This window comes from Sulfurimonas sp. ST-25 (assembly GCF_048079205.1).
Lineage (GTDB): Bacteria > Campylobacterota > Campylobacteria > Campylobacterales > Sulfurimonadaceae > Thiomicrolovo > Thiomicrolovo sulfuroxydans.
This window is the reverse complement of record NZ_CP182225.1, coordinates 1,444,854-1,462,674: the sequence shown is the minus strand read 5'-3', so window position 1 is coordinate 1,462,674 and position 17,821 is coordinate 1,444,854. Positions and strand designations below refer to the sequence as shown.

Sequence of the window (17,821 nt, the reverse complement as noted above, 5' to 3'; positions counted from 1 at the left end):
TTGAGTTGAAGGTTTCGATTGGTTGCGGGAACAGGATTTGAACCTGTGACCTTCGGGTTATGAGCCCGACGAGCTACCGAACTGCTCTATCCCGCGATCGTTATGAAAAGGTGGATGGGGTAGAGGGATTCGAACCCCCGAATGCTTGGACCAAAACCAAGTGCCTTACCGCTTGGCGATACCCCAGTCCGTTTCTGCAACTGCTCTGTGTCAGTTGAGGCCGAAATTATAGGCAATCTATACCGGAATGTCAAGGGTTTGGGGGAGAAATTTGCGAAAAATTTTTATTGGCTATAATTGCAACTATTATATACGGCATTCACAAAACAACGATGGATACCGGAGCATTGTTAGGGAGAGAAATGACACCGATCGAACGGGTAAAAAAAGCGATAGAAGCGATCAAGCGCGGCGAAATGGTCATCATGATGGATGACGAGGACAGGGAGAACGAGGGGGACCTCGTCTACGCATCGGTCTTCTCGACACCCGAGCATGTCAACTTCATGGCGACGCACGCCAAAGGGCTCATCTGTGTGGCCCTTTCCGAAGCCACGGCAAAGCGGCTGGAACTGGCACCGATGGTCACCTCCAACACCTCGGCGCACGAAACGGCCTTTACCGTTTCCGTCGACGCCACGGAAGCCACGACGGGGATCTCCGCGGGGGAGCGCGACCTTACCATCCGCATCCTCGCTGATCCCCTCAGCCGCCCGGAACAGCTGGCGCGTCCGGGGCACATCTTCCCGCTTATCGCTAAAGAGGGCGGTACCCTGGTCCGCACGGGGCATACGGAAGGTTCCGTCGACCTCTGCCGCCTCGCGGGGCTGAGCGAGTCGGCCGTCATCTGCGAAGTGATGAAAGAGGACGGCACCATGGCGCGCCGCGACGACCTCGACATCTTTGCCGAGAAGCATGCGCTGCAGGTCGTCTACATCTCCGACATCGTCGAGTACCGCATGGCCAACGAGACCCTGGTACACAGCACGGAAGAGGCGGACATAGAGTTCTTCGGCGTCAAAGCTAAGCGCCACGATTTCGAAGACCACGAAGGCAACCGCCATACGGCCGTCGTCTTCTACAACGTCAACGAAACGGCCAACGTCAAGGTGCACAACGTCATCCCCGACCTCGACCTGCTGCTCAACCAGTGCAAGTACAACCGCCTGATCGAGAGCATCGAGTACCTCAAGCTAAACAGCGGAGTGCTGGTCTTTATCAACAACCCCGACGCGACCGGCGGGAATATGAAAGAGTACGGCATCGGCGCGCAGATCCTCAAGTCCCTGGGCGTGAAGCATATGCGTCTCATTACCGACGCCCATGCCCCTTCCTTCGTCGGTTTGGGCGGGTTCGGCCTGGATGTCGCCGAGGTGATCCACCTGGATGCCGATGAATGACACCGGAAGCGAAGGCGGCGCTGCGGCAGACGCTTGAAGCGGCCCTGGCGAAGACGGCCGACGAGATCGCGCTGCTTGAACCCCAGCTCGAGCCGATCGCCCCGGACTGCTGTCTGGGGGAGCTGACGCGCGCGGAGCTGATGGGGGAGCAGGAGGTCGCCGCTAAAGCCTACGAGGCGGCTGTGAAACGCAGGAACCGTCTGGCGTACGCGCTGTCGCACATCGACGCCGAGGATTTCGGGGTCTGCGAAGCGTGCGACGAACCGATCGCGCCGGGGAGACTGGCGCTGATGCCCGAAGCGACGCTCTGTGTGGCGTGCGCCGAAGCGAGGGGGGAATGATGGAAGACAAGGTATTCAACAAACCGATCGAGAAGCAGTTTGAGTTCGACGAGCAGATCGCCGCGGTCTTCGACGACATGCTCAAGCGCTCCGTCCCCTTTTACGAGGAGGCGATGGCGTTGACAAAGCGTTTCGCGCTGGCGTACCTTCCCGAGGGCGGGCGCCTCTACGACCTGGGCTGCTCCACCGCCTCGACGCTGCTGAGCATCGAGCGGGAGCTGAAAGTGGGGGCCGAGCTCGTCGGCATCGACAACGCGGCCTCCATGCTAGAACAGGCACGGCGAAAGCTCGCCGTCTTCGGCTCGAAAATCAGGCTCGAAGAGGCTGACATCATGAACTTCGACTACGAGGCGGCCGACGTTTTCATCACGAACTACACGCTGCAGTTCATCCGCCCGCCGGTGCGCGAGACGCTGGTACAGCGCGTCTACGACACGCTGAAGGCCGGCGGGGTCTTCATCTTCAGCGAAAAGGTCGTCAGCGAGGACAAGCGCCTCAACAAGCTCCTGATCGACGGCTATTACGACTTTAAAAAGGCGCAGGGGTACAGCGAGTACGAGATCATGCAGAAGCGCGAAGCGCTGGAGAACGTCCTCATCCCCTATACCGAGGCGGAAAACAGGGAGATGGTGACGCGCTGCGGCTTTGCCCACTGCGAGACGATCTTCCGCTGGGGCAATTTCGCGACGTTCATCGCGCTGAAAAAATAGGAGGGACCATGACCGTCATCGAACATTTCAAAGCGCTCTGCGCCATCCCGCACTGCAGCTGCGATGCGGCGCAGATGCTCGCCTACCTGCGCGAGAAGGCGGAGGCGTACGGCTATACACTGCATACGGATGACGCGGGGAACCTGCTCTGCAGCCATCCGGAGGCGATGGTGACGCTGCAGGCACATTACGATATGGTCTGCATCGGCAAGGCGCCCTCCCTTGAACTCTACGAGGAAGCGGGATGGCTGTACGCGACGGAGTCTACCCTCGGTGCGGACAACGGCATGGGGATGGCGATGATGCTTGCCCTGATGGAAGAGGGGCAGGCTGTCGACTGCCTCTTCACTTCCGACGAAGAGACGGGCCTGGTCGGGGCACGTGAGCTCGCCGTCCCCCTCAAGACCCCCTACCTGCTCAACCTTGACAGCGAAGAGGAGGGGGAGATTACTGTCGGCTGTGCGGGCGGGGTGGACCTCAACGTGACCCTGCCGCTGACACGCAACCTAAGGGAGCTGGAGTGTTACGAAGCGGTGGCCGAGGGGTTCCCCGGCGGTCATTCGGGTGTCGACATCGACAAGCACCTCCCCAATGCCATCAAGGAGCTTTCGGCAACGCTGTACGGTCTGGAGGCGATGGTCGTCTCCGTCGAAGGGGGCGAGCGCCGAAACGCCGTGCCCAGGCGCGCCGTGGCCACGGTCGCATTTGAAGCGCCCGTGGAGGATGCGGCGCTTCGTCCATTAGGGAAACAGCGCTGCTCCGTCATCGACCGCTCGCCGCTGCCGATGCTGCATGCCTTCGCCCACGGTGTGCGTGACTATGATACGGGGCTGGGGCTGGTGCGTACCAGCATCAATCTTGCCGAGATTGCGACGAGCGACACCGCGATCACGATCAAGCTCAGTGCCCGCTCGATGATCGAAGCGGATCTGCGCCGCATCGAAGCGGAGACAACGGCCTACTTCGAAGCGTTCGGCGCGTCGGTGCAGAGTGAGGGGTTCTACGCCCCGTGGGAGCCGGAGCAGGAGGGTTTCATAGACCGGGTGAAAGGGGCCTACGAAGCGCACCTGGGTGCAGAGGTAAGCATCGGCGGGATCCACGCCGGGCTGGAGTGCGGCATCATCAAGACGCATTTCCCGCTGATGCAGATGGCCTCCGTCGGTCCGACGATTACCCATCCGCACTCCACCCGCGAGCGTGTCGACCTCGGGAGCGTCGAGCGTGTTTTCGCGGTCGTCAAAAAGGTTCTGGCGGATATCGGGGAATAGGCAGCGGGTAGCAGGCGCGCATGCGCAACGCCTCCTGACAACACCGTGCTGAATATCTGCGATTGAAAAAGCCCTCAGCGGGCTTTGAACCCTTCGGTACTTTTGCAGTACTCCTGCAAGAAACACTCCGTCTCGCATTTGGGGTTTTTTGCCGTGCAGATGTAGCGGCCGAACAGGACCATCCCCTGGTGCAGGGCGTGCAGGTCCGTCTTGAACTTCTTGACCAGGGTCTCTTCGGTTTTCAGCGCCGTTTCGTCGTCGCTGAGCCCCAGGCGGTGGGCGACGCGGAAGACGTGGGTGTCGACGGCCATCAGATTTGCCCCCGTGTACTCGATCATGACGACGTGGGCCGTCTTCTGCCCGACGCCCGCGAGGGTGACAAGATCCTTTTCGTTCATCGGGATCTCGCCCCCGTAGACCTCCATGACCCGCTGCGCCATTTTCACGATATTGACGGCTTTGTTGTTAAAGAAGGAACAGCTGCGGATGATCGCTTTCACGTCGTCGACATCGGCGGCAGCCAAGGCTGCGGGGTCGGGGTACTTTTCGAAAAGCGCGGGGGTGATCAGGTTGACCCGCTTGTCCGTGCACTGCGCCGAGAGGGCGACGGCGATAACGAGTTCGTAGGCGTTGCGGTAGTCCAGCTCCGTAACGGCCTCGCTGTAGCGCTCCATCAGGGCCGCCTTAATGGCTTCGATCTCTACTTTGGTGGCTTTTTTCACTTTTTTCATGGGTGGCATTGTAGCAAAGCGCACCGGATTACGCGTTTGAAATTTTGATATAAGTGTAATAAATGTAAAAGCTTGGGCTGGCTACACTATGAAACTTAACATTGTGAAAGATTGTGAAAGGAGCGCCCGATGGGATTGATTAGCTGGCTTTTCGGGAAGCGCACGGATGCGGGAGACCTCCCCGACGACTACATCAGCAAGTCGCTGCTGTTCAGTTACCTTGATGCGCAGAGCGCCACGGTAATGTTCTTCAGCCCGGCAAAGGGATGGGTGGGGGCAAACCTCGCCTTTTACAACACCTTCGGTTTCAAGAATATGGAGGAGTTCCGCGCGGAGTACGACCGGATCGCGGACTTCTTTAACGATCCGAACTACGAGATCTTTGCCGAGACCGACGAGCAGTGGCTCCGGCAGCTGGAGCGCGAAGCGGAGAAGCCGCCGCAGGTCCACATGAAGCTCCCCAACGGCCAGATAAAGGTCTTCGCGCTGCGCAGCAGGGTCTTCAAAAGCGGCCTGAACGGTCTGTCGTTCCTGGAGATGACGGACGTGACCGAGCAGGAGCGGGCGCGCCAGGAGCGCGAGCGCGCGGAGACGGCAAAGCAGCAGTTTCTGCACAATATCTCCCATGAATTCCGCACGCCGATGAACGGCATTATGGGCTTTGTCGAGCTGCTGAAATCTTCCCACCCCTCGGCGACCCAGCGCGACTACATCGAGATGATCGAACGCTCTTCGCAGTATATGATGAACAACATTGAGTCCCTGCTGGACCTCGCGCAGATGCAGACGGGCCGTCTGAGCCTGGAGGTGACCGAGTTCAAACCGATGGGGGAACTCGAAGCGCTCTTCAAGCACTACGAGTACGAGGCGCGCCAGCGCGGTATCGGGCTTTACGTCTTTATCGACCCGGCCATGCCGACCTATATCGAGGCCGATCCGCGCAAATTCCGCCAGGTGATCTCCCTGCTGGTGGACAACGCGGTCAAGTTCACCGAAGCGGGCGGGCGGGTTCATGTCGACATCCGCGTGCTCAAAAAGCATGCGAACGACCTCTATACCCTCCACGTCAGCGTCAAGGATACGGGCGTCGGCATCCAGCCGGAGCGGCTGGCTTCGATCACCAAACCGTTCGAGACCGGCGGCCATTCGGACAACCGTCTGGGCGTCGGGCTGACCCTCACCGAGGGACTGCTGCAGATGATGGGCACCTGGCTCGACGTCACGTCCGAGGCGGGGCGCGGTTCGCACTTCTCCTTCAACCTCGACGTGACGGGCACGACCGTGACCAGCTTCGACCCCATCCGCGACCACAGCGCGAAGGTGCTGCTCTTTGACGACGACCGTCTTTTCGACGGCAACCTGCTCAGCCGCTACCTGCAGTCTTTCGGGCTCTCGGTGACGAAGGTGCATTACACCGAGCACGTCGACTGCGGCGAGACGGATATCCTCTATATCGTCGCCCCCAAGGAGAACTCCGGCTGGCTGATGCAGCTGGGGGCCTTCGAGTCGCATCCGTGCCGTTTCGTCATGCTCATCGACGAGGACGAGGAGCTGCCGGAACGGGTGCGCCAGGTGGTCGATTACACCCTCAAAAAACCGCTGCTTCCTTCCCGGATTTCGAAACACCTTACCCAGGTGCTGCAGCTGCCGGTCAAGGCGGTCGAGAAGCCGCAGGGCTCAGAGCGCAAGGTCAAAGCGCTGGTCGTCGAGGACAACATCATCAATCAGCGCCTGACAAAGCTGCTGCTTGAAGAGTACAACCTCTCTGTCACGACCGCTTCGAACGGCTCTGATGCGGTGGAGCTCTGCCGCAAATTCCCTTTTGACGTGATCTTCATGGATATCGATATGCCGGTCAAGGACGGGATCGCGGCGACGCAGGAGATCCGCAAGCTTCCGCTCTTCCGCGAGCACCCCGCACCCATCGTCGCACTGACGGCCCTCGTGATGGAAGGGGACCGCGAACGCATCCTCGCCGAGGGGCTGGACGACTACCTCGCCAAACCCCTGGGGCGCGAAAAACTCGAGGGAATTCTCGAACGCTATCTGAGCAAACCCGCCCTCTCCTAATGCGGCCGCCCCGGCCGTTGGGTGTCTGTTTAATATTCATAAATACAATACTTTCACATTAAACAAAGGTGAATGAATGAAGCTTATCATCAAATCATTGATGGCGGCGGCGCTGATCAGCGTAAGCGCCTCTGCGGCAGTGTTGGCAACGGTCAACGGTAAAACGATCACATCCGAGGAAGTGAATGCGGTTCTGATGGAAGGAACGCAGGGTCGTTTTACCTCACTGCCGAAAGAGAAGCAGGATGAACTGCAGCAGCGCGTCGTCGAGGGCCTCGTCATGCAGGAGCTCGTCTACGAAGAAGCCAAGAAAGAGGGTGTCCTCGAATCCGCAAAATATAAAAAAGAGTATGACGATATCGTCGCGCGCATCGAGAAGCAGCTCGCGGCGAAAGTCTGGCAGGAGAATCTGCTCGATGGCATCCAAGTCAGCGACAAAGAGATCAAAGCCTACTATGATGGCCACGGCGACGAGTTCGAGCAGAAAGAGAAAGTCCATGCGCGCCACATCCTTGTGAAAACGGAAGACGAAGCGAAGAAGATCATCAGCGGGATGAAGAGCCTCAAGGGCGACAAGCTCAAAGAGAAGTTCATCGAAGACGCCAAAGCGAAATCGACAGGCCCGAGCGGTCCGAAGGGCGGCGATCTCGGCTTCTTCCAGCAGGGACAGATGGTACCGGAGTTCAACGACGCCGTCTTCAGCATGAAAGTCGGAACGATCACGCCGGAACCGGTCAAGACCCAGTTCGGTTACCACGTCATCTATCTCGAAGAGAAGCAGGCCGGCAAGAAAGCGACACTCGACGAAGCAAAACCGTTCATCGAACAGCGCCTGAAGCAGGAGAAATTCCAAAAAGAGATGGAAGCGAAGACCAAAGCGCTCAAAAACGCTGCAAAAATCACCTACAGCAAATAATTTGCACCTTTCACCCGCACCTTTCGAACCCTTCCGGTTTGAAGAGCGGGAGCTCACCCTCAAACGCGACGACCTGATCCACCCCCTTTTCAGCGGCAATAAATACCGAAAACTTTACGCCCTGCTGCAGATTCCTTCCAAAGCAATCGATACGCTGGTCTCCTACGGCGGCATCCAGTCCAACGCCATGCTCTCCATCGCCGCGCTCTGCCGTCTGAAAGGGTGGCGGTTCGAATACACCGCGAAGAGGGCACCGCACCATCTGAGTGCGGAGCCGCAGGGGAACTACAAACATGCCCTGGCGCAGGGGATGGCGCTGCAAGAGGTGCATCCGACCGTGTACGATGCGGCGGTAGAGGCGCTGAAACAGCGCTGCGCAAAGCAGGAACGTACGCGGCTAATCCCCCAGGGCGGGGCCGACCCGGCCGCGGAGGAGGGGGTGAGGGCTCTGGCCGAAGAGATCAGGGCGTGGCAAAAGACAAGGGGCATTGAACGTCTCAATGTCGTGACGCCTTCGGGCACGGGGACGACGGCGGCTTACCTGGCAAAAGCTCTGCCCGAATGCCGCGTGGTCACCGTGGCGGCGGTGGGCGATCCCGCATACCTGCAGCGGCAGATCGAAGCGTTGATGCCGCTGCCGCCGAACCTGCTGATCCTCGCCACGCCCTACCGTTTCGGCAGCTTGGATGCGGCGCTGCTACAGACGTATGAAAAACTGAAAGCGGCGGGCGTAACCTTCGATCTGATCTATGCCCCGGTAATGTGGCTGGCGTTGATGGAAGCATGGGATGATCTGGAGGGGGATGTGCTGTATGTGCACTCGGGCGGCGTCAGCGGCAACGAGACGATGCTCGCGCGCTACGCGCGGCGCACTTAGTTGCGGTTCATGGCGTTGAGGTCGGCGAAGGCCTGCTCGACGCGCGCGACGAGGCTCTCCTGACCGGCGCGGAGCCATTTGCGCGGGTCGTAGTATTTCTTGTTCGGCTTGTCCTCGCCCTCGGGGTTGCCGATCTGGCCCTGCAGGTAGTCGTGGTACTTCGCGACATAGCCTCTGACCCCGTCCCAGGTCGCCCACTGCGTATCCGTATCGATGTTCATCTTGATGACGCCGTAGCCAAGCGCTTCGGTGATCTCTTCGGGGGCGGAGCCGGAGCCGCCGTGGAAGACGAAGTTGACCGGTTTTTCAGCCGTACCGAACTTCTCGGCGATGTATTTCTGCGAGTTGTCCAGGATTTTCGGCGTCAGCACGACGTTGCCGGGTTTGTAGACGCCGTGAACGTTCCCGAAGGAGGCCGCGACGGTAAAGCGCGGGCTGATCTTGCTGAGGATCTCGTAGGCGTAGGCGACGTCTTCAGGCTGGGTATAGAGCAGGGCGTTGTCGATGTTGGTATTGTCGACACCGTCCTCTTCGCCGCCGGTGACGCCCAGTTCGATCTCGATGGTCATCCCGATCTTGTCCATACGCGCCAGGTACTCGGCACAGGTGGCGACGTTCTCTTCAAGGCTCTCTTCGGAGAGGTCGAGCATGTGGGAGCTGAACAGCGGTTTGCCCGTGCGGTCGAAGTGCACTTCGCCGGCCTCGAGCAGCGCGTCGATCCACGGCAGGAGCTTGCGCGCAGCGTGGTCGGTGTGCAGGATGACCGGCACGCCGTAAAGCTCGGCCATCATATGGACATGCTGCGCCCCGCTGATCGTTCCGGCGATGGCGGCCTTTTCGCCGTCGTTGGAGAGCCCTTTGCCCGCATAGAACTGGCCGCCGCCGTTGGAGAACTGGATGATGACGGGGGAGTTGACCTTCGCCGCCGCTTCCAGGACGCCGTTAATGGACTCCACGTTGACGACGTTGACCGCCGGAAGGGCGAATTCGCCCGCTTTCGCCGCTGCGAACACCTTCTGAACGTCGTCTCCGAAGAGGACGCCGGGTTTGACCAGATCGAGAATACCTTGTGCCATAAAAAGATCCTTGGGGCAGAAAATTTCTAATGCGGATTATAGCGCTTTTCGCTATGATAACCGTTAAATACGTGCGTATTTATTACGCGAAGGTTGCATGTCATGGCATTTGATCTCTCTTCGGTTTTGGTGATCGGCATCTCCTCGCGGGCGCTCTTCGACCTCGAGGCCTCCAACCGCATTTTCGAGGAGGAGGGACTCGAGGCGTACCGCGCCTACCAGCTTGAACACGAGAAAGTCCCCCTTGAAAAGGGGACGGCGTTCCCCCTCGTTGAGGCCCTGCTGGGTCTCAACGTGAAGGCGGGGAAGCAGGTCGTCGAGGTGATCGTCATGTCGCGCAACTCCCCCGATACGGGACTGCGCGTCTTCAACTCCGTCGAACATTACGGGCTGCCCATCACGCGGGCGGCGTTCAGCGGCGGGACGTCGCTCTCGCCCTACCTGGACTCCTTCAAAGTCGACCTGTTCCTCTCCAAGTCCGAAGAGGACGTCCAGCAGGCCGTTGACGGCGGGGTGGCCGCCGCCGCGCTCTACGCGCCGCCGCAGAGCGCCGGACACCATGACGACCAGATCCGCATCGCTTTCGATGCCGACGCGGTCCTCTTTTCCGAGGCGAGCGAACTGATCTACAAACGCGACGGCATCGAGGCGTTTTGGGCGCACGAGAAGGCGCACGCGGACGAGCCCCTGGAAGCGGGACCCTTCGCGAAGCTGCTGATCACCCTTTCCTACCTGCAGCGCCACTTCGCCCCGGCACCGTCGCCGGTGCGCATCGCCATTGTCACGGCGCGCAACTCGCCGGCCCACGAACGGGTCATCCAGACCCTGCGGCGCTGGGGCGTGCATGTCGACGAGGCTTTTTTCCTGGGAGGGCTGGGCAAGGAGGCGATCCTCGAAGCGTACGGGGCCCACATCTTCTTCGACGACCAGGAGGTCCATCTCGACGGGGCGTCGCGGGTCGTGCCCTCGGGCAAGGTCCCTTACAAAAGCGATTCGCCGATCCGGACGCTTATCCCCGAGGAGAAATAGGTATGGCATCGGAGCAGAAGATAGAGCAGCGCTATGTCAAAGACATCAAGTCCTCCGACGTCTGGTCGGTATTCAAGATCCTGGCCGACTTTGTCAAGGGGTTCGACGAACTGGGCGATCTCGGCCCGGCTGTGACGATCTTCGGCAGTGCCCGCGTGGACGAAACGCACCCCTGGTACGCCAAGACCGTCGAACTCTCCGGCAAGCTGGCCGCCTCGGGTTTCAACGTCATCAGCGGCGGCGGCCCTGGCATCATGGAAGCGGCCAACCGCGGGGCCTACGAATACCGGGAAGCGGGGGTCGAATCGGTCGGGCTGAACATCGAACTCCCGATGGAGCAGCGTCCCAACCCCTATACGACCAAGGAGGAGAATTTCGACTACTTCTTCTCCCGGAAGGTGATGCTCGTCAAATACTCCACGGCCTACGTCATCATGCCCGGCGGGTTCGGCACCCTCGATGAGCTCTTCGAGGCGTTGACGCTGATTCAGACCAAGAAGGTCGACGGGGTCTGCGTCTTTTTGATGGGAGAGGCCTTTTACGCCCCGCTGCTGGCGTTTATGCGAAGCTCGCTGCTCGCCGAGGGGATGATCGACGAGGAGGATCTGGCGAAGCTGACGCTGACGGATGACGTGGATCTGGTCGTCCAGGAGATCCGCGAATCGCTTGATGTGCAGCTGGGGTCGCTCAGGGCAAGCGGCCTGGCCGACACCCCCTACTACAAGAAGCTGCAGCAGTTCTTCGAGGAGCGCGGCTTCGGCGAGGATCACGATACGCTGCTGCGTTAATGAAGCGTTTTTGATGAACGGGTATGCTGGATGAGAGTGAAAGGATGGCCCGTGGAAGCGACCCGCTTGCTACTGATCGAAGACGACGTCCAGATGGCGGAACTGCTGGGGCGGTTTCTGCGCCAGGAGGGGATGACGGTTGCACACGTGACGCGTCCCTCCCAGGCGATGAAAGCGCTGGATGCAGAACCGTTCGATCTCGTGGTGCTCGACCTTTCCCTGCCGGAAATGGACGGGCTGATGCTCTGCCGCAAGATCCGCGAACGCTCCGATGTCCCCATTATCATCTCCAGCGCGCGTACGGACCTCGACGACAAACTGACGGGACTGGAAAACGGGGCGGACGACTATCTGCCCAAGCCCTACGATCCCCGCGAACTGATGGCGAGGATCAAGACCGTGCTGCGTCGCCGGGGACGGAGCGAGACGGAAGCGGAGGAGCCGCAGAGCCGTTTCCGGATCGACGAAGAGGGGACGCTGATCTATTTCGACGGCACGCCCCTGAAGCTGACCCTGGCGGAGTACGAGATCCTGAAACTGATGCTGAAGCACCCCAACCGTACCATCTCCCGCGCCGATATCGCCAACAGCATCGAGTCGCACCGTTTTGACAGCGGGGTCGAGAGCATCAATATCCTCGTCGGGCGCATCCGCAAAAAGCTCGACCCGGAACACTTTGACACCTTCATTCAGACCGTGCGCGGCATAGGGTACCGGTTTGACGAACATTAACCCCCGTTCGATCATCTTCGCCGCCCGCCTTGTCGGCGCCATTACGGCCCTGCTGCTGATTGCCGCGACGCTGATGGCGCTCTACCTCTCCATCCAGCTCGACAAACGCAACGAGATCCAGCGCGCCGTCATGCTCTACGACCTGCTTTTTATGACCAAGCCGACGCCCGAAGCGTTTGCGCGTTACCTCAAAGAGCATAAGCTCACCCCCGTCGGCGGGGAGGTGATGAAACGCATCCGCGAAGAGGGCAAACCCTTCATTGAAGACCCGCTCTTGCGGCGGACCTTCCAGTCGGGGAACATCGAGATTTTTGTCTATGACATGCACTGCTATTACGCCTACAAAATGCACGACATGTATTACTACCGCAGCGACAAGGAAATGACGCCCTACATGCTCTATATTCTCATCGCCGCCGCACTCGTCCTGGCGACGGTGATCTTGCTCTACCGCTACATGTCGGGTTCCATCGAACCGCTGCAGAACCTGCACCGCCAGATCCTCCGTTTCGCCGACGGGGAGAAGGGGATCGACACGAAGGTCGAGGGGAGCGACGAGGTGGCGCAGGTAGCCAACGCCTTCCACGACAGCGTCCAGAAAATCGAAGCCCTGCAGCGCAGCCGCTCGCTTTTCCTGCGCAACGTCATGCATGAGCTCAAAACCCCTATTAGCAAAGGGAAACTGCTGGCGCACCTGTTGGAGATCAATCCGAAGGACAAGGCGATCCTCGAAGCGCTTTTCGAACAGATGCAGGGACACCTGAGCGACCTGGCGAGGGTGGAGTCGCTGACGGCGCGCCACCTGCAGCTTGACATCCGCTCCTACGCCTGTATCGACGTTTTGGACCAGGCGATCGACCTGTTGGACGTGCCGCGTTCGGAGTTGGAGATTACCGTCGGCAACGAGAAGATCATGGTGGATTTCGACCTCTTTGCCTATGCGCTCAAAAACCTGATTGATAACGCGGAAAAGTACGCTTCACACCGGCCGGTGTCCATCGCCTTCTCGGAAAATTGCCTCCGTATTGCCAATGCCGGGGAGCCGTTCAAGGAGGAGTATACCCACTACCTCAAGGCATACCAGCGCGATCTCTCCCAGCACTCCCTTGAGGGGATGGGGCTGGGGCTTTATATCGTCAACGAGATCGTGACGCGCCACAGCTATGCGCTGCGCTACGCGTACGAAGGAGGGCAACACGTCTTCAAGATCTGTTTTGATAATGCCCCCCGGGCGGCGCGGTTGCCTGAAACGTAGCGTTTGGGAAGAAAATATTAGGTTTAATTATCACATTGCTGTTACAATTGCGAAAAAATGCTGGAAGGGTAATGGAAAAGAAAAAAGTGCTTATCGGGATGAGCGGCGGGGTGGACTCGACGGTGACGACGATGCTGCTCAAAGAACAGGGCTACGAGGTCGAAGGGGTGTACATGAAGCTGCACTCGAAACCGGGATACCATGAGATCCACCAGGCCCGCGCCCAGAAAGCCGCGGATTTCGCCGGGGTGAAGCTGCATGTCCTCGATCTGCAGAAACAGTTCAACCAAAACGTGTTTACCCCCTTTGTCGAGACCTACAAAGCAGGCCGCACGCCGAACCCATGCGCCCTGTGCAATCGGACGATGAAGTTCGGCGCCCTGGCGGATTTCGCCGACGAAGTAGGGGCCGATTTCCTGGCGACGGGGCACTACATCAAGACCGACGGTCACTTCCTCTACCAGGCAGAGGACGATACCAAAGACCAGAGCTATTTTCTTTTCTATATCGACAAAAAGATCGTGCCGCGTCTCATTTTCCCGCTGGGCGAGCGCAAAAAGACGGATATCAAAGCCTACGCTGCCTCTGTGCAGGGGCTGGAGTCCTTTGCGTCACAGGCGGAGTCGAGCGAGATCTGCTTCGTCGAGACGACCTATGCGGACGTGCTCAAGGATTACGTGAACATCGACCAGCCCGGCGAGGTGCTTGACAGTGAGGGCAACGTTGTCGGAGAGCATAAAGGGTACATGCACTATACCATCGGCAAGCGCAAGGGGTTCACCGTCCATGGCGCCCATGAACCCCACTTTGTTCTCGAGATCAAGCCCGAGACGAACCAGATCGTCGTCGGCAAGAAAGAGGATCTGGAGATATGGGATGTCACCATCGGCAACATCAACCTCTTCGACGAGCGCAGCGAATTCGATACGACGGTGAAGCTGCGCTACCGCACGAAAGCCGTGCCGTGCCACGTCACGATCGAAGGGGAGAAGGCGCAGATCAAGCTGCAGGAGCCTGTCCTGGGCGTCGCGGCCGGACAGGCGGCCGTCTTCTATGACGGCGACAAGCTGATCGGCGGGGGCTGGATCGAGTAACATCGATGCTCAAAGCCTTTGCTTCTCTTCTTCTTCTGCTGTTCCTGACAGCAATCTATCTTATGAAATCGGTTCCAGAGGTTACCCCCTTGCAAACAGGCGACACGATTCTCGCATTCGGCGACAGCATCACCCACGGTTACGGTGCAGCGGCCCATGAAAGCTATCCTGCCGTGCTGCAGACGCTGACCGAATTCCCGGTGACCAATGCCGGCGTGAACGGCGAGACGACAGCGGAGGGGCTGGCGCGCCTTCCCGGCGTGCTTGAAGACGACACGATCCGGCTGATGCTGCTCTGTCTGGGCGGGAACGATATCTTGCAGCAGCGTTCGAAGCGCCGTCTGAAAGCAAACCTCAAGCGCATTGTACAGATGGCAAAAGCGAAAGGGGTCGATATTGTATTGATCGGCGTTCCGACGTTCGGGGTTTTCGGTATGACGTCGCTGCCGCTGTACAAGGAGATCGCCGAGGAGGAGGGCATACCCTATATGCCTTCACTCCTGCCGGATGTCCTGGAAGACCGGGCACTTAGAGCAGATTATGTTCACCCCAACGCGGCGGGGTACCGTGTCATCGCTGAAGGGCTCACGGAACGACTGCGCTCCCTGGGATATACCGAATAGCCCTTTTACCCCATTTCATTCATAATCTTGATGACGAGCTCCTGCTCGTCCTCAAGGATGCGCAGCGGTATGCCGTAACGGCGTGAAAGACGCTCTTTCTGCCCTTCGGAGGTGGCGCCGAGGGGAATGCGGTAGGTCGTGTAGTTTTCGCTGTGGGCGACATGCATATTGAACGAATAGACTTCATCCTGCGTCGGTGCGTTGTGGACAAACTTGGTCATGCCTTTACTCCGTAGAGCGCTGCGCGCCGCAGAATCATCCGCGCCCAGGGCAGCTGCGTCGGTTTCTCCACCATCATACCACGAAAGTTCGAAACATTGCATGATGCGGAAACGATGGCTTCCGCCTGCGCCAGATCCGCCGCATCGACCCTGCAGGCGTGCTCGACGGCCGCGATCTGGGAAGGGTGGATGATCGTCTTGCCGAAAAGCCCCTGCTTCAGATCCTCTTCCAGCTCCTTGGCAAACCCTTCTTTGTCCTTGAAACATTTGTAGACGCCGCCGCAGAGGCTGAAGCCGCGGGGTTTGAAAACGGTGAGGAGCGTCGCGATGATTTGCGCCGGGGCGACGAGTCCGTACAGCGGCGTATCGCAGTCGCGTACCATCCCCAGTTGGCGCAGCATATCCTCGAGCCCGAAACGCAGCGTCGGGATGCGCTCGCGGTAAGGCTGCAGCCGTTCGGCGAGGGTATGGAGTTTCGTCTGGGAAAAGAGGTCGCTGCCTTCGATGGAGGGCATGATTGCGAATGCGTTATCGTCCAGAAGTGCCAGCCATGCATCGGCATTGTCGCCGCCGAATTTCGGCAGGACGAACCCGTCGAGCTTTTCAATCCCTGTCATACGCAGCAGCTCGGAGAGCATCTCCGGCGACGATGGGCGTAGAAAACGGAGCAGGGGCGTGTCTGCAAAACGGGGCAGAAGGGTTCGCAGATGCTGAAGGGCTGCGTCGCGCTCGTCCGCGTCGATGCCGTCTTCGAGATCGATGACGCAGCTGCGCAGCTGCGGGTATTTCTTGCCGCCCAGCACGGCGGCGAGGCCGGGATGCGTCGCGGGGACGAAGAGGGTTGCGCCCAGTTCGGCGGGATGGATGGGCTCAGATCGCATGGAGCCGTTGGGGGACGTTGCGCTGCTCGGATCTTTTCATGACGATCTCCTTTCCGATGGGACCATGCTACCGCAAACTGCCGTATGAACGCATGAATAAACTACAGCCCCGCCTGCTTCAGCTTGTTGTAGTATTTGCAGCCGAGCGTAGAGCCACCGTTGCAAGCCTTGCCGTACAGCAGCGCTGCTGCCGCACTGTCGTGCTTGGTGCCTTCACCGAGCGCGTACATGTTTCCAAGGTTATAACACCCGCTGGCGCTGCCGTTGTCGCAGGCCATTTTGAAGTACTCGACCGCGGCGGCTGCATCGCGCTGCACGCCTTTGCCGGAACTGTACATGTAGCCGATGTTTGTGCAGGCGTGGGCATTCCCGAGCTCACAGGAGACATCGAAAAGCTTAGCGGCCTGAGTATAGTCCTGCTCCGCGCCCCGGCCGTCACTGAGCATATTGCCAAGGTTAAAGCAACCTGCTGCTTCACCGGCGTAGCACGCCTTGTGGAAGAGCACAACGGCATGGGATTCATTTTTGGCAATGCCGCGGCCGTGTTCGTACATGCGGCCGAGGTCGGTACACCCCGGAGCACTCCCCGTGTCGCAGGCCTTTTTGTAATAGCCGGCGGCTTTGGCATGATCCTGACCGACCCCATGGCCGTTGTAGTACATGATCCCGAGGTTGTAGCAGGCAGCTTCCTCACCGAGGTTGCAGGCTTTTTCCCACTGGATAGCGGCTTGACGGTAATTACCCTTGTCGTAGGCGAACTGACCCTCGTTGAAAGCGTCGCCGAACATCGGCACGGTTGCCAGCAGCAATAGCATTGTTTTTTTCATGATTTATGTCCTGTGGATTGTGATTTATAGTATGTGAATAAGGCAATGAGCCGCCGCATGGTAGCGAAGCAGGCTTTGTCCACTCTTTGCTCCTGTTTTAGGGGCCTTTTACGGCCTGAATTATCAGTTTGGAGCGCTCAGTCAGCAGAAAATTTCACAGGAAACGGCATAGTTTACTGCCCGATCACGGACGATACCGGCGGCAAAGAAAGCGGGTTAAATTTGATGAACGGCTGCCCTGTGCGTTGCATCATGCAGCCGTGATGTCTGCGCGGAAAGAAGAGAGCTTTATGGCTGTTTGGGTGGTTGGTCTAAAATGGGGGGAATCGGGATGGATAGCTACGGATGATTGGCAGGTGTGGGAAGACCTGCCGCGTCACAAAGGCTTAGATCGCTTTAAGCCAGTAGGGGACGTTGCGCTGCTCGGCCTTGATCGTCGTCGGCGCGCCGTGGCCGGGGTAGACTTTCTTGTCATAGTCGATCTGCAGGAACTTCTGGAGGCTCTTTTTCATGTCTGCGGGCGAAGAGTAGGGGAAGTCGACGCGGCCGATGGAGTTTTGGAAGATGAAATCCCCGCTGAAGACGGCGTCACCGATCTCGATCATAGAACAGCCGGGGCAGTGGCCGGGGAAGTGGCGGAAGGTCACTTCGATGCCGCCGATATCATAGGTCTGGTCCCCCTCGACCTCGACGTCTGGGTAGGAGGGCGGGAGGTCCGGCATCCAGCCGCTTTTCTGCAGCAGCATGACGTCGCCTTTGGGGGTGTAAAGGGGGATGTCGAACTGCTCTTTAAGCTCCTGGTTGCTCCAGACATGGTCGAAATGGCCGTGGGTGTTGAGGATGGCCACGGGATTCGTCACGTTGGCCTTGACCCATTCAACCGCACCGACGCCGGGATCAATGATGATGTCTTTCCCGTTCTCCGTGACAATGTAACAGTTGGTCTGGTAGGGCCCCATGGGCTGCTTTTTTATCTGCATAC

19 protein-coding genes and 2 tRNA genes are annotated in these 17,821 nt (G+C 59.0%); 13 read left to right on the top strand and 8 right to left on the bottom strand.

All coding sequences use genetic code 11. The features are described from left to right. Positions 1-19: 19 nt before the first annotated feature. Positions 20-96 (bottom strand) — tRNA-Met (locus ACM66T_RS07455). A 15-nt stretch (positions 97-111) separates the two neighbouring features. Then, a tRNA-Gln gene (locus ACM66T_RS07450) sits at positions 112-186 on the bottom strand. A gap of 176 nt (positions 187-362) precedes the next feature. On the opposite strand from ACM66T_RS07450, the gene ACM66T_RS07445 reads away from it, so the two are divergent. The 4 genes from ACM66T_RS07445 to ACM66T_RS07430 are packed head-to-tail and all read left to right on the top strand — an operon-like array spanning position 363 to position 3,719. Then, positions 363-1,400, top strand: a complete 1,038-nt coding sequence (locus ACM66T_RS07445) for a bifunctional 3,4-dihydroxy-2-butanone 4-phosphate synthase/GTP cyclohydrolase II (RefSeq protein WP_416768226.1) — start codon at positions 363-365, stop codon at positions 1,398-1,400. Continuing rightward, complete coding sequence (locus ACM66T_RS07440; RefSeq protein WP_416768225.1) at positions 1,397-1,741, top strand: TraR/DksA family transcriptional regulator; 345 nt, start codon at positions 1,397-1,399, stop codon at positions 1,739-1,741. The genes ACM66T_RS07445 and ACM66T_RS07440 overlap by 4 nt, the downstream gene beginning before the upstream one ends. After that, complete coding sequence (gene cmoA, locus ACM66T_RS07435; protein ID WP_231018206.1) at positions 1,741-2,451, top strand: carboxy-S-adenosyl-L-methionine synthase CmoA; 711 nt, start codon at positions 1,741-1,743, stop codon at positions 2,449-2,451. Before ACM66T_RS07440 ends, cmoA begins: the two co-directional genes overlap by 1 nt. 8 nt (positions 2,452-2,459) lie before the next feature. Next, positions 2,460-3,719: a M20/M25/M40 family metallo-hydrolase gene (locus tag ACM66T_RS07430; protein WP_231018205.1), complete on the top strand. Its 1,260-nt coding sequence runs from the start codon at positions 2,460-2,462 to the stop codon at positions 3,717-3,719. Between the two features lie 74 nt (positions 3,720-3,793). On the opposite strand, the gene nth is transcribed toward ACM66T_RS07430, so the two are convergent. Continuing rightward, on the bottom strand, positions 3,794-4,450 hold the full coding sequence (nth, locus tag ACM66T_RS07425) for an endonuclease III (RefSeq protein ID WP_231018203.1): 657 nt from the start codon (positions 4,448-4,450) through the stop codon (positions 3,794-3,796). Between the two features lie 129 nt (positions 4,451-4,579). Between nth and ACM66T_RS07420 the strand changes: the two genes are divergently transcribed. The 3 genes from ACM66T_RS07420 to ACM66T_RS07410 all read left to right on the top strand — a co-directional run bounded on the left by ACM66T_RS07420 (position 4,580) and on the right by ACM66T_RS07410 (position 8,313). Continuing rightward, positions 4,580-6,520: a response regulator gene (locus tag ACM66T_RS07420; protein ID WP_231018202.1), complete on the top strand. Its 1,941-nt coding sequence runs from the start codon at positions 4,580-4,582 to the stop codon at positions 6,518-6,520. Positions 6,521-6,596: 76 nt separating this feature from the next. Then, complete coding sequence (locus tag ACM66T_RS07415) at positions 6,597-7,436, top strand: peptidylprolyl isomerase (RefSeq protein ID WP_231018200.1); 840 nt, start codon at positions 6,597-6,599, stop codon at positions 7,434-7,436. 1 nt (position 7,437) lies between these two features. Next, positions 7,438-8,313, top strand: a complete 876-nt coding sequence (locus ACM66T_RS07410) for a pyridoxal-phosphate dependent enzyme (protein ID WP_416768223.1) — start codon at positions 7,438-7,440, stop codon at positions 8,311-8,313. Here the strand turns inward: ACM66T_RS07410 and fbaA are convergent. Further along, complete coding sequence (gene fbaA / locus ACM66T_RS07405; protein WP_231018198.1) at positions 8,310-9,389, bottom strand: class II fructose-bisphosphate aldolase; 1,080 nt, start codon at positions 9,387-9,389, stop codon at positions 8,310-8,312. The two genes, ACM66T_RS07410 and fbaA, sit on opposite strands and share 4 nt — an antisense overlap. Positions 9,390-9,491: 102 nt before the next feature. On the opposite strand from fbaA, the gene ACM66T_RS07400 reads away from it, so the two are divergent. From ACM66T_RS07400 to ACM66T_RS07375, 6 genes are all read left to right on the top strand, one after another. Further along, the gene (locus ACM66T_RS07400; RefSeq protein WP_231018197.1) at positions 9,492-10,418 is read left to right on the top strand and encodes a 5'-nucleotidase; all 927 of its coding nucleotides are present in this window, start codon (positions 9,492-9,494) and stop codon (positions 10,416-10,418) included. Between the two features lie 2 nt (positions 10,419-10,420). Continuing rightward, positions 10,421-11,206 (top strand): TIGR00730 family Rossman fold protein, encoded by a 786-nt coding sequence (locus ACM66T_RS07395; protein WP_231018196.1) that lies wholly within the window; start codon positions 10,421-10,423, stop codon positions 11,204-11,206. Between the two features lie 51 nt (positions 11,207-11,257). Then, on the top strand, positions 11,258-11,938 hold the full coding sequence (locus ACM66T_RS07390; RefSeq protein WP_416768221.1) for a response regulator transcription factor: 681 nt from the start codon (positions 11,258-11,260) through the stop codon (positions 11,936-11,938). Next, positions 11,925-13,193 carry an ArsS family sensor histidine kinase gene (locus ACM66T_RS07385; protein ID WP_231018194.1) on the top strand — a complete coding sequence of 423 codons (1,269 nt, stop codon included), beginning with the start codon at positions 11,925-11,927 and terminating at the stop codon, positions 13,191-13,193. Before ACM66T_RS07390 ends, ACM66T_RS07385 begins: the two co-directional genes overlap by 14 nt. Positions 13,194-13,264: 71 nt before the next feature. Further along, positions 13,265-14,287 (top strand): tRNA 2-thiouridine(34) synthase MnmA, encoded by a 1,023-nt coding sequence (gene mnmA / locus ACM66T_RS07380; RefSeq protein WP_231018193.1) that lies wholly within the window; start codon positions 13,265-13,267, stop codon positions 14,285-14,287. Between the two features lie 89 nt (positions 14,288-14,376). Then, positions 14,377-14,910: an arylesterase gene (locus ACM66T_RS07375; RefSeq protein ID WP_231018192.1), complete on the top strand. Its 534-nt coding sequence runs from the start codon at positions 14,377-14,379 to the stop codon at positions 14,908-14,910. Positions 14,911-14,915: 5 nt separating this feature from the next. On the opposite strand, the gene ACM66T_RS07370 is transcribed toward ACM66T_RS07375, so the two are convergent. The 4 genes from ACM66T_RS07370 to ACM66T_RS07355 form a co-directional block, all read right to left on the bottom strand. Next, a complete protein-coding gene (locus ACM66T_RS07370; protein ID WP_231018191.1) occupies positions 14,916-15,131 on the bottom strand; it encodes a hypothetical protein in 216 nt (71 codons plus the stop codon). Then, entirely contained in the window at positions 15,128-16,012 is an 885-nt protein-coding gene (locus ACM66T_RS07365; RefSeq protein WP_231018190.1) for an HpcH/HpaI aldolase/citrate lyase family protein, read from the bottom strand. Before ACM66T_RS07365 ends, ACM66T_RS07370 begins: the two co-directional genes overlap by 4 nt. Positions 16,013-16,113: 101 nt before the next feature. Next, entirely contained in the window at positions 16,114-16,839 is a 726-nt protein-coding gene (locus ACM66T_RS07360; RefSeq protein ID WP_231018189.1) for a tetratricopeptide repeat protein, read from the bottom strand. 386 nt (positions 16,840-17,225) lie between these two features. Further along, the gene (locus ACM66T_RS07355; protein WP_231018188.1) at positions 17,226-17,819 is read right to left on the bottom strand and encodes an MBL fold metallo-hydrolase; all 594 of its coding nucleotides are present in this window, start codon (positions 17,817-17,819) and stop codon (positions 17,226-17,228) included. Positions 17,820-17,821: the final 2 nt, after the last annotated feature.

Excerpts from the sequence above, each read along its gene's own strand:
- ACM66T_RS07445 (WP_416768226.1), top strand. The coding sequence starts at position 363 with ATGACACCGATCGAACGGGTAAAAAAAGCGATAGAAGCGATCAAGCGC.
- ACM66T_RS07440 (WP_416768225.1), top strand. The coding sequence starts at position 1,397 with ATGACACCGGAAGCGAAGGCGGCGCTGCGGCAGACGCTTGAAGCGGCC.
- cmoA (WP_231018206.1), top strand. The coding sequence starts at position 1,741 with ATGGAAGACAAGGTATTCAACAAACCGATCGAGAAGCAGTTTGAGTTC.
- ACM66T_RS07430 (WP_231018205.1), top strand. The coding sequence starts at position 2,460 with ATGACCGTCATCGAACATTTCAAAGCGCTCTGCGCCATCCCGCACTGC.
- nth (WP_231018203.1), bottom strand. The coding sequence starts at position 4,450 with ATGAAAAAAGTGAAAAAAGCCACCAAAGTAGAGATCGAAGCCATTAAG.
- ACM66T_RS07420 (WP_231018202.1), top strand. The coding sequence starts at position 4,580 with ATGGGATTGATTAGCTGGCTTTTCGGGAAGCGCACGGATGCGGGAGAC.
- ACM66T_RS07415 (WP_231018200.1), top strand. The coding sequence starts at position 6,597 with ATGAAGCTTATCATCAAATCATTGATGGCGGCGGCGCTGATCAGCGTA.
- fbaA (WP_231018198.1), bottom strand. The coding sequence starts at position 9,389 with ATGGCACAAGGTATTCTCGATCTGGTCAAACCCGGCGTCCTCTTCGGA.
- ACM66T_RS07400 (WP_231018197.1), top strand. The coding sequence starts at position 9,492 with ATGGCATTTGATCTCTCTTCGGTTTTGGTGATCGGCATCTCCTCGCGG.
- ACM66T_RS07395 (WP_231018196.1), top strand. The coding sequence starts at position 10,421 with ATGGCATCGGAGCAGAAGATAGAGCAGCGCTATGTCAAAGACATCAAG.
- mnmA (WP_231018193.1), top strand. The coding sequence starts at position 13,265 with ATGGAAAAGAAAAAAGTGCTTATCGGGATGAGCGGCGGGGTGGACTCG.
- ACM66T_RS07370 (WP_231018191.1), bottom strand. The coding sequence starts at position 15,131 with ATGACCAAGTTTGTCCACAACGCACCGACGCAGGATGAAGTCTATTCG.
- ACM66T_RS07365 (WP_231018190.1), bottom strand. The coding sequence starts at position 16,012 with ATGCGATCTGAGCCCATCCATCCCGCCGAACTGGGCGCAACCCTCTTC.
- ACM66T_RS07360 (WP_231018189.1), bottom strand. The coding sequence starts at position 16,839 with ATGAAAAAAACAATGCTATTGCTGCTGGCAACCGTGCCGATGTTCGGC.
- ACM66T_RS07355 (WP_231018188.1), bottom strand. The coding sequence starts at position 17,819 with ATGCAGATAAAAAAGCAGCCCATGGGGCCCTACCAGACCAACTGTTAC.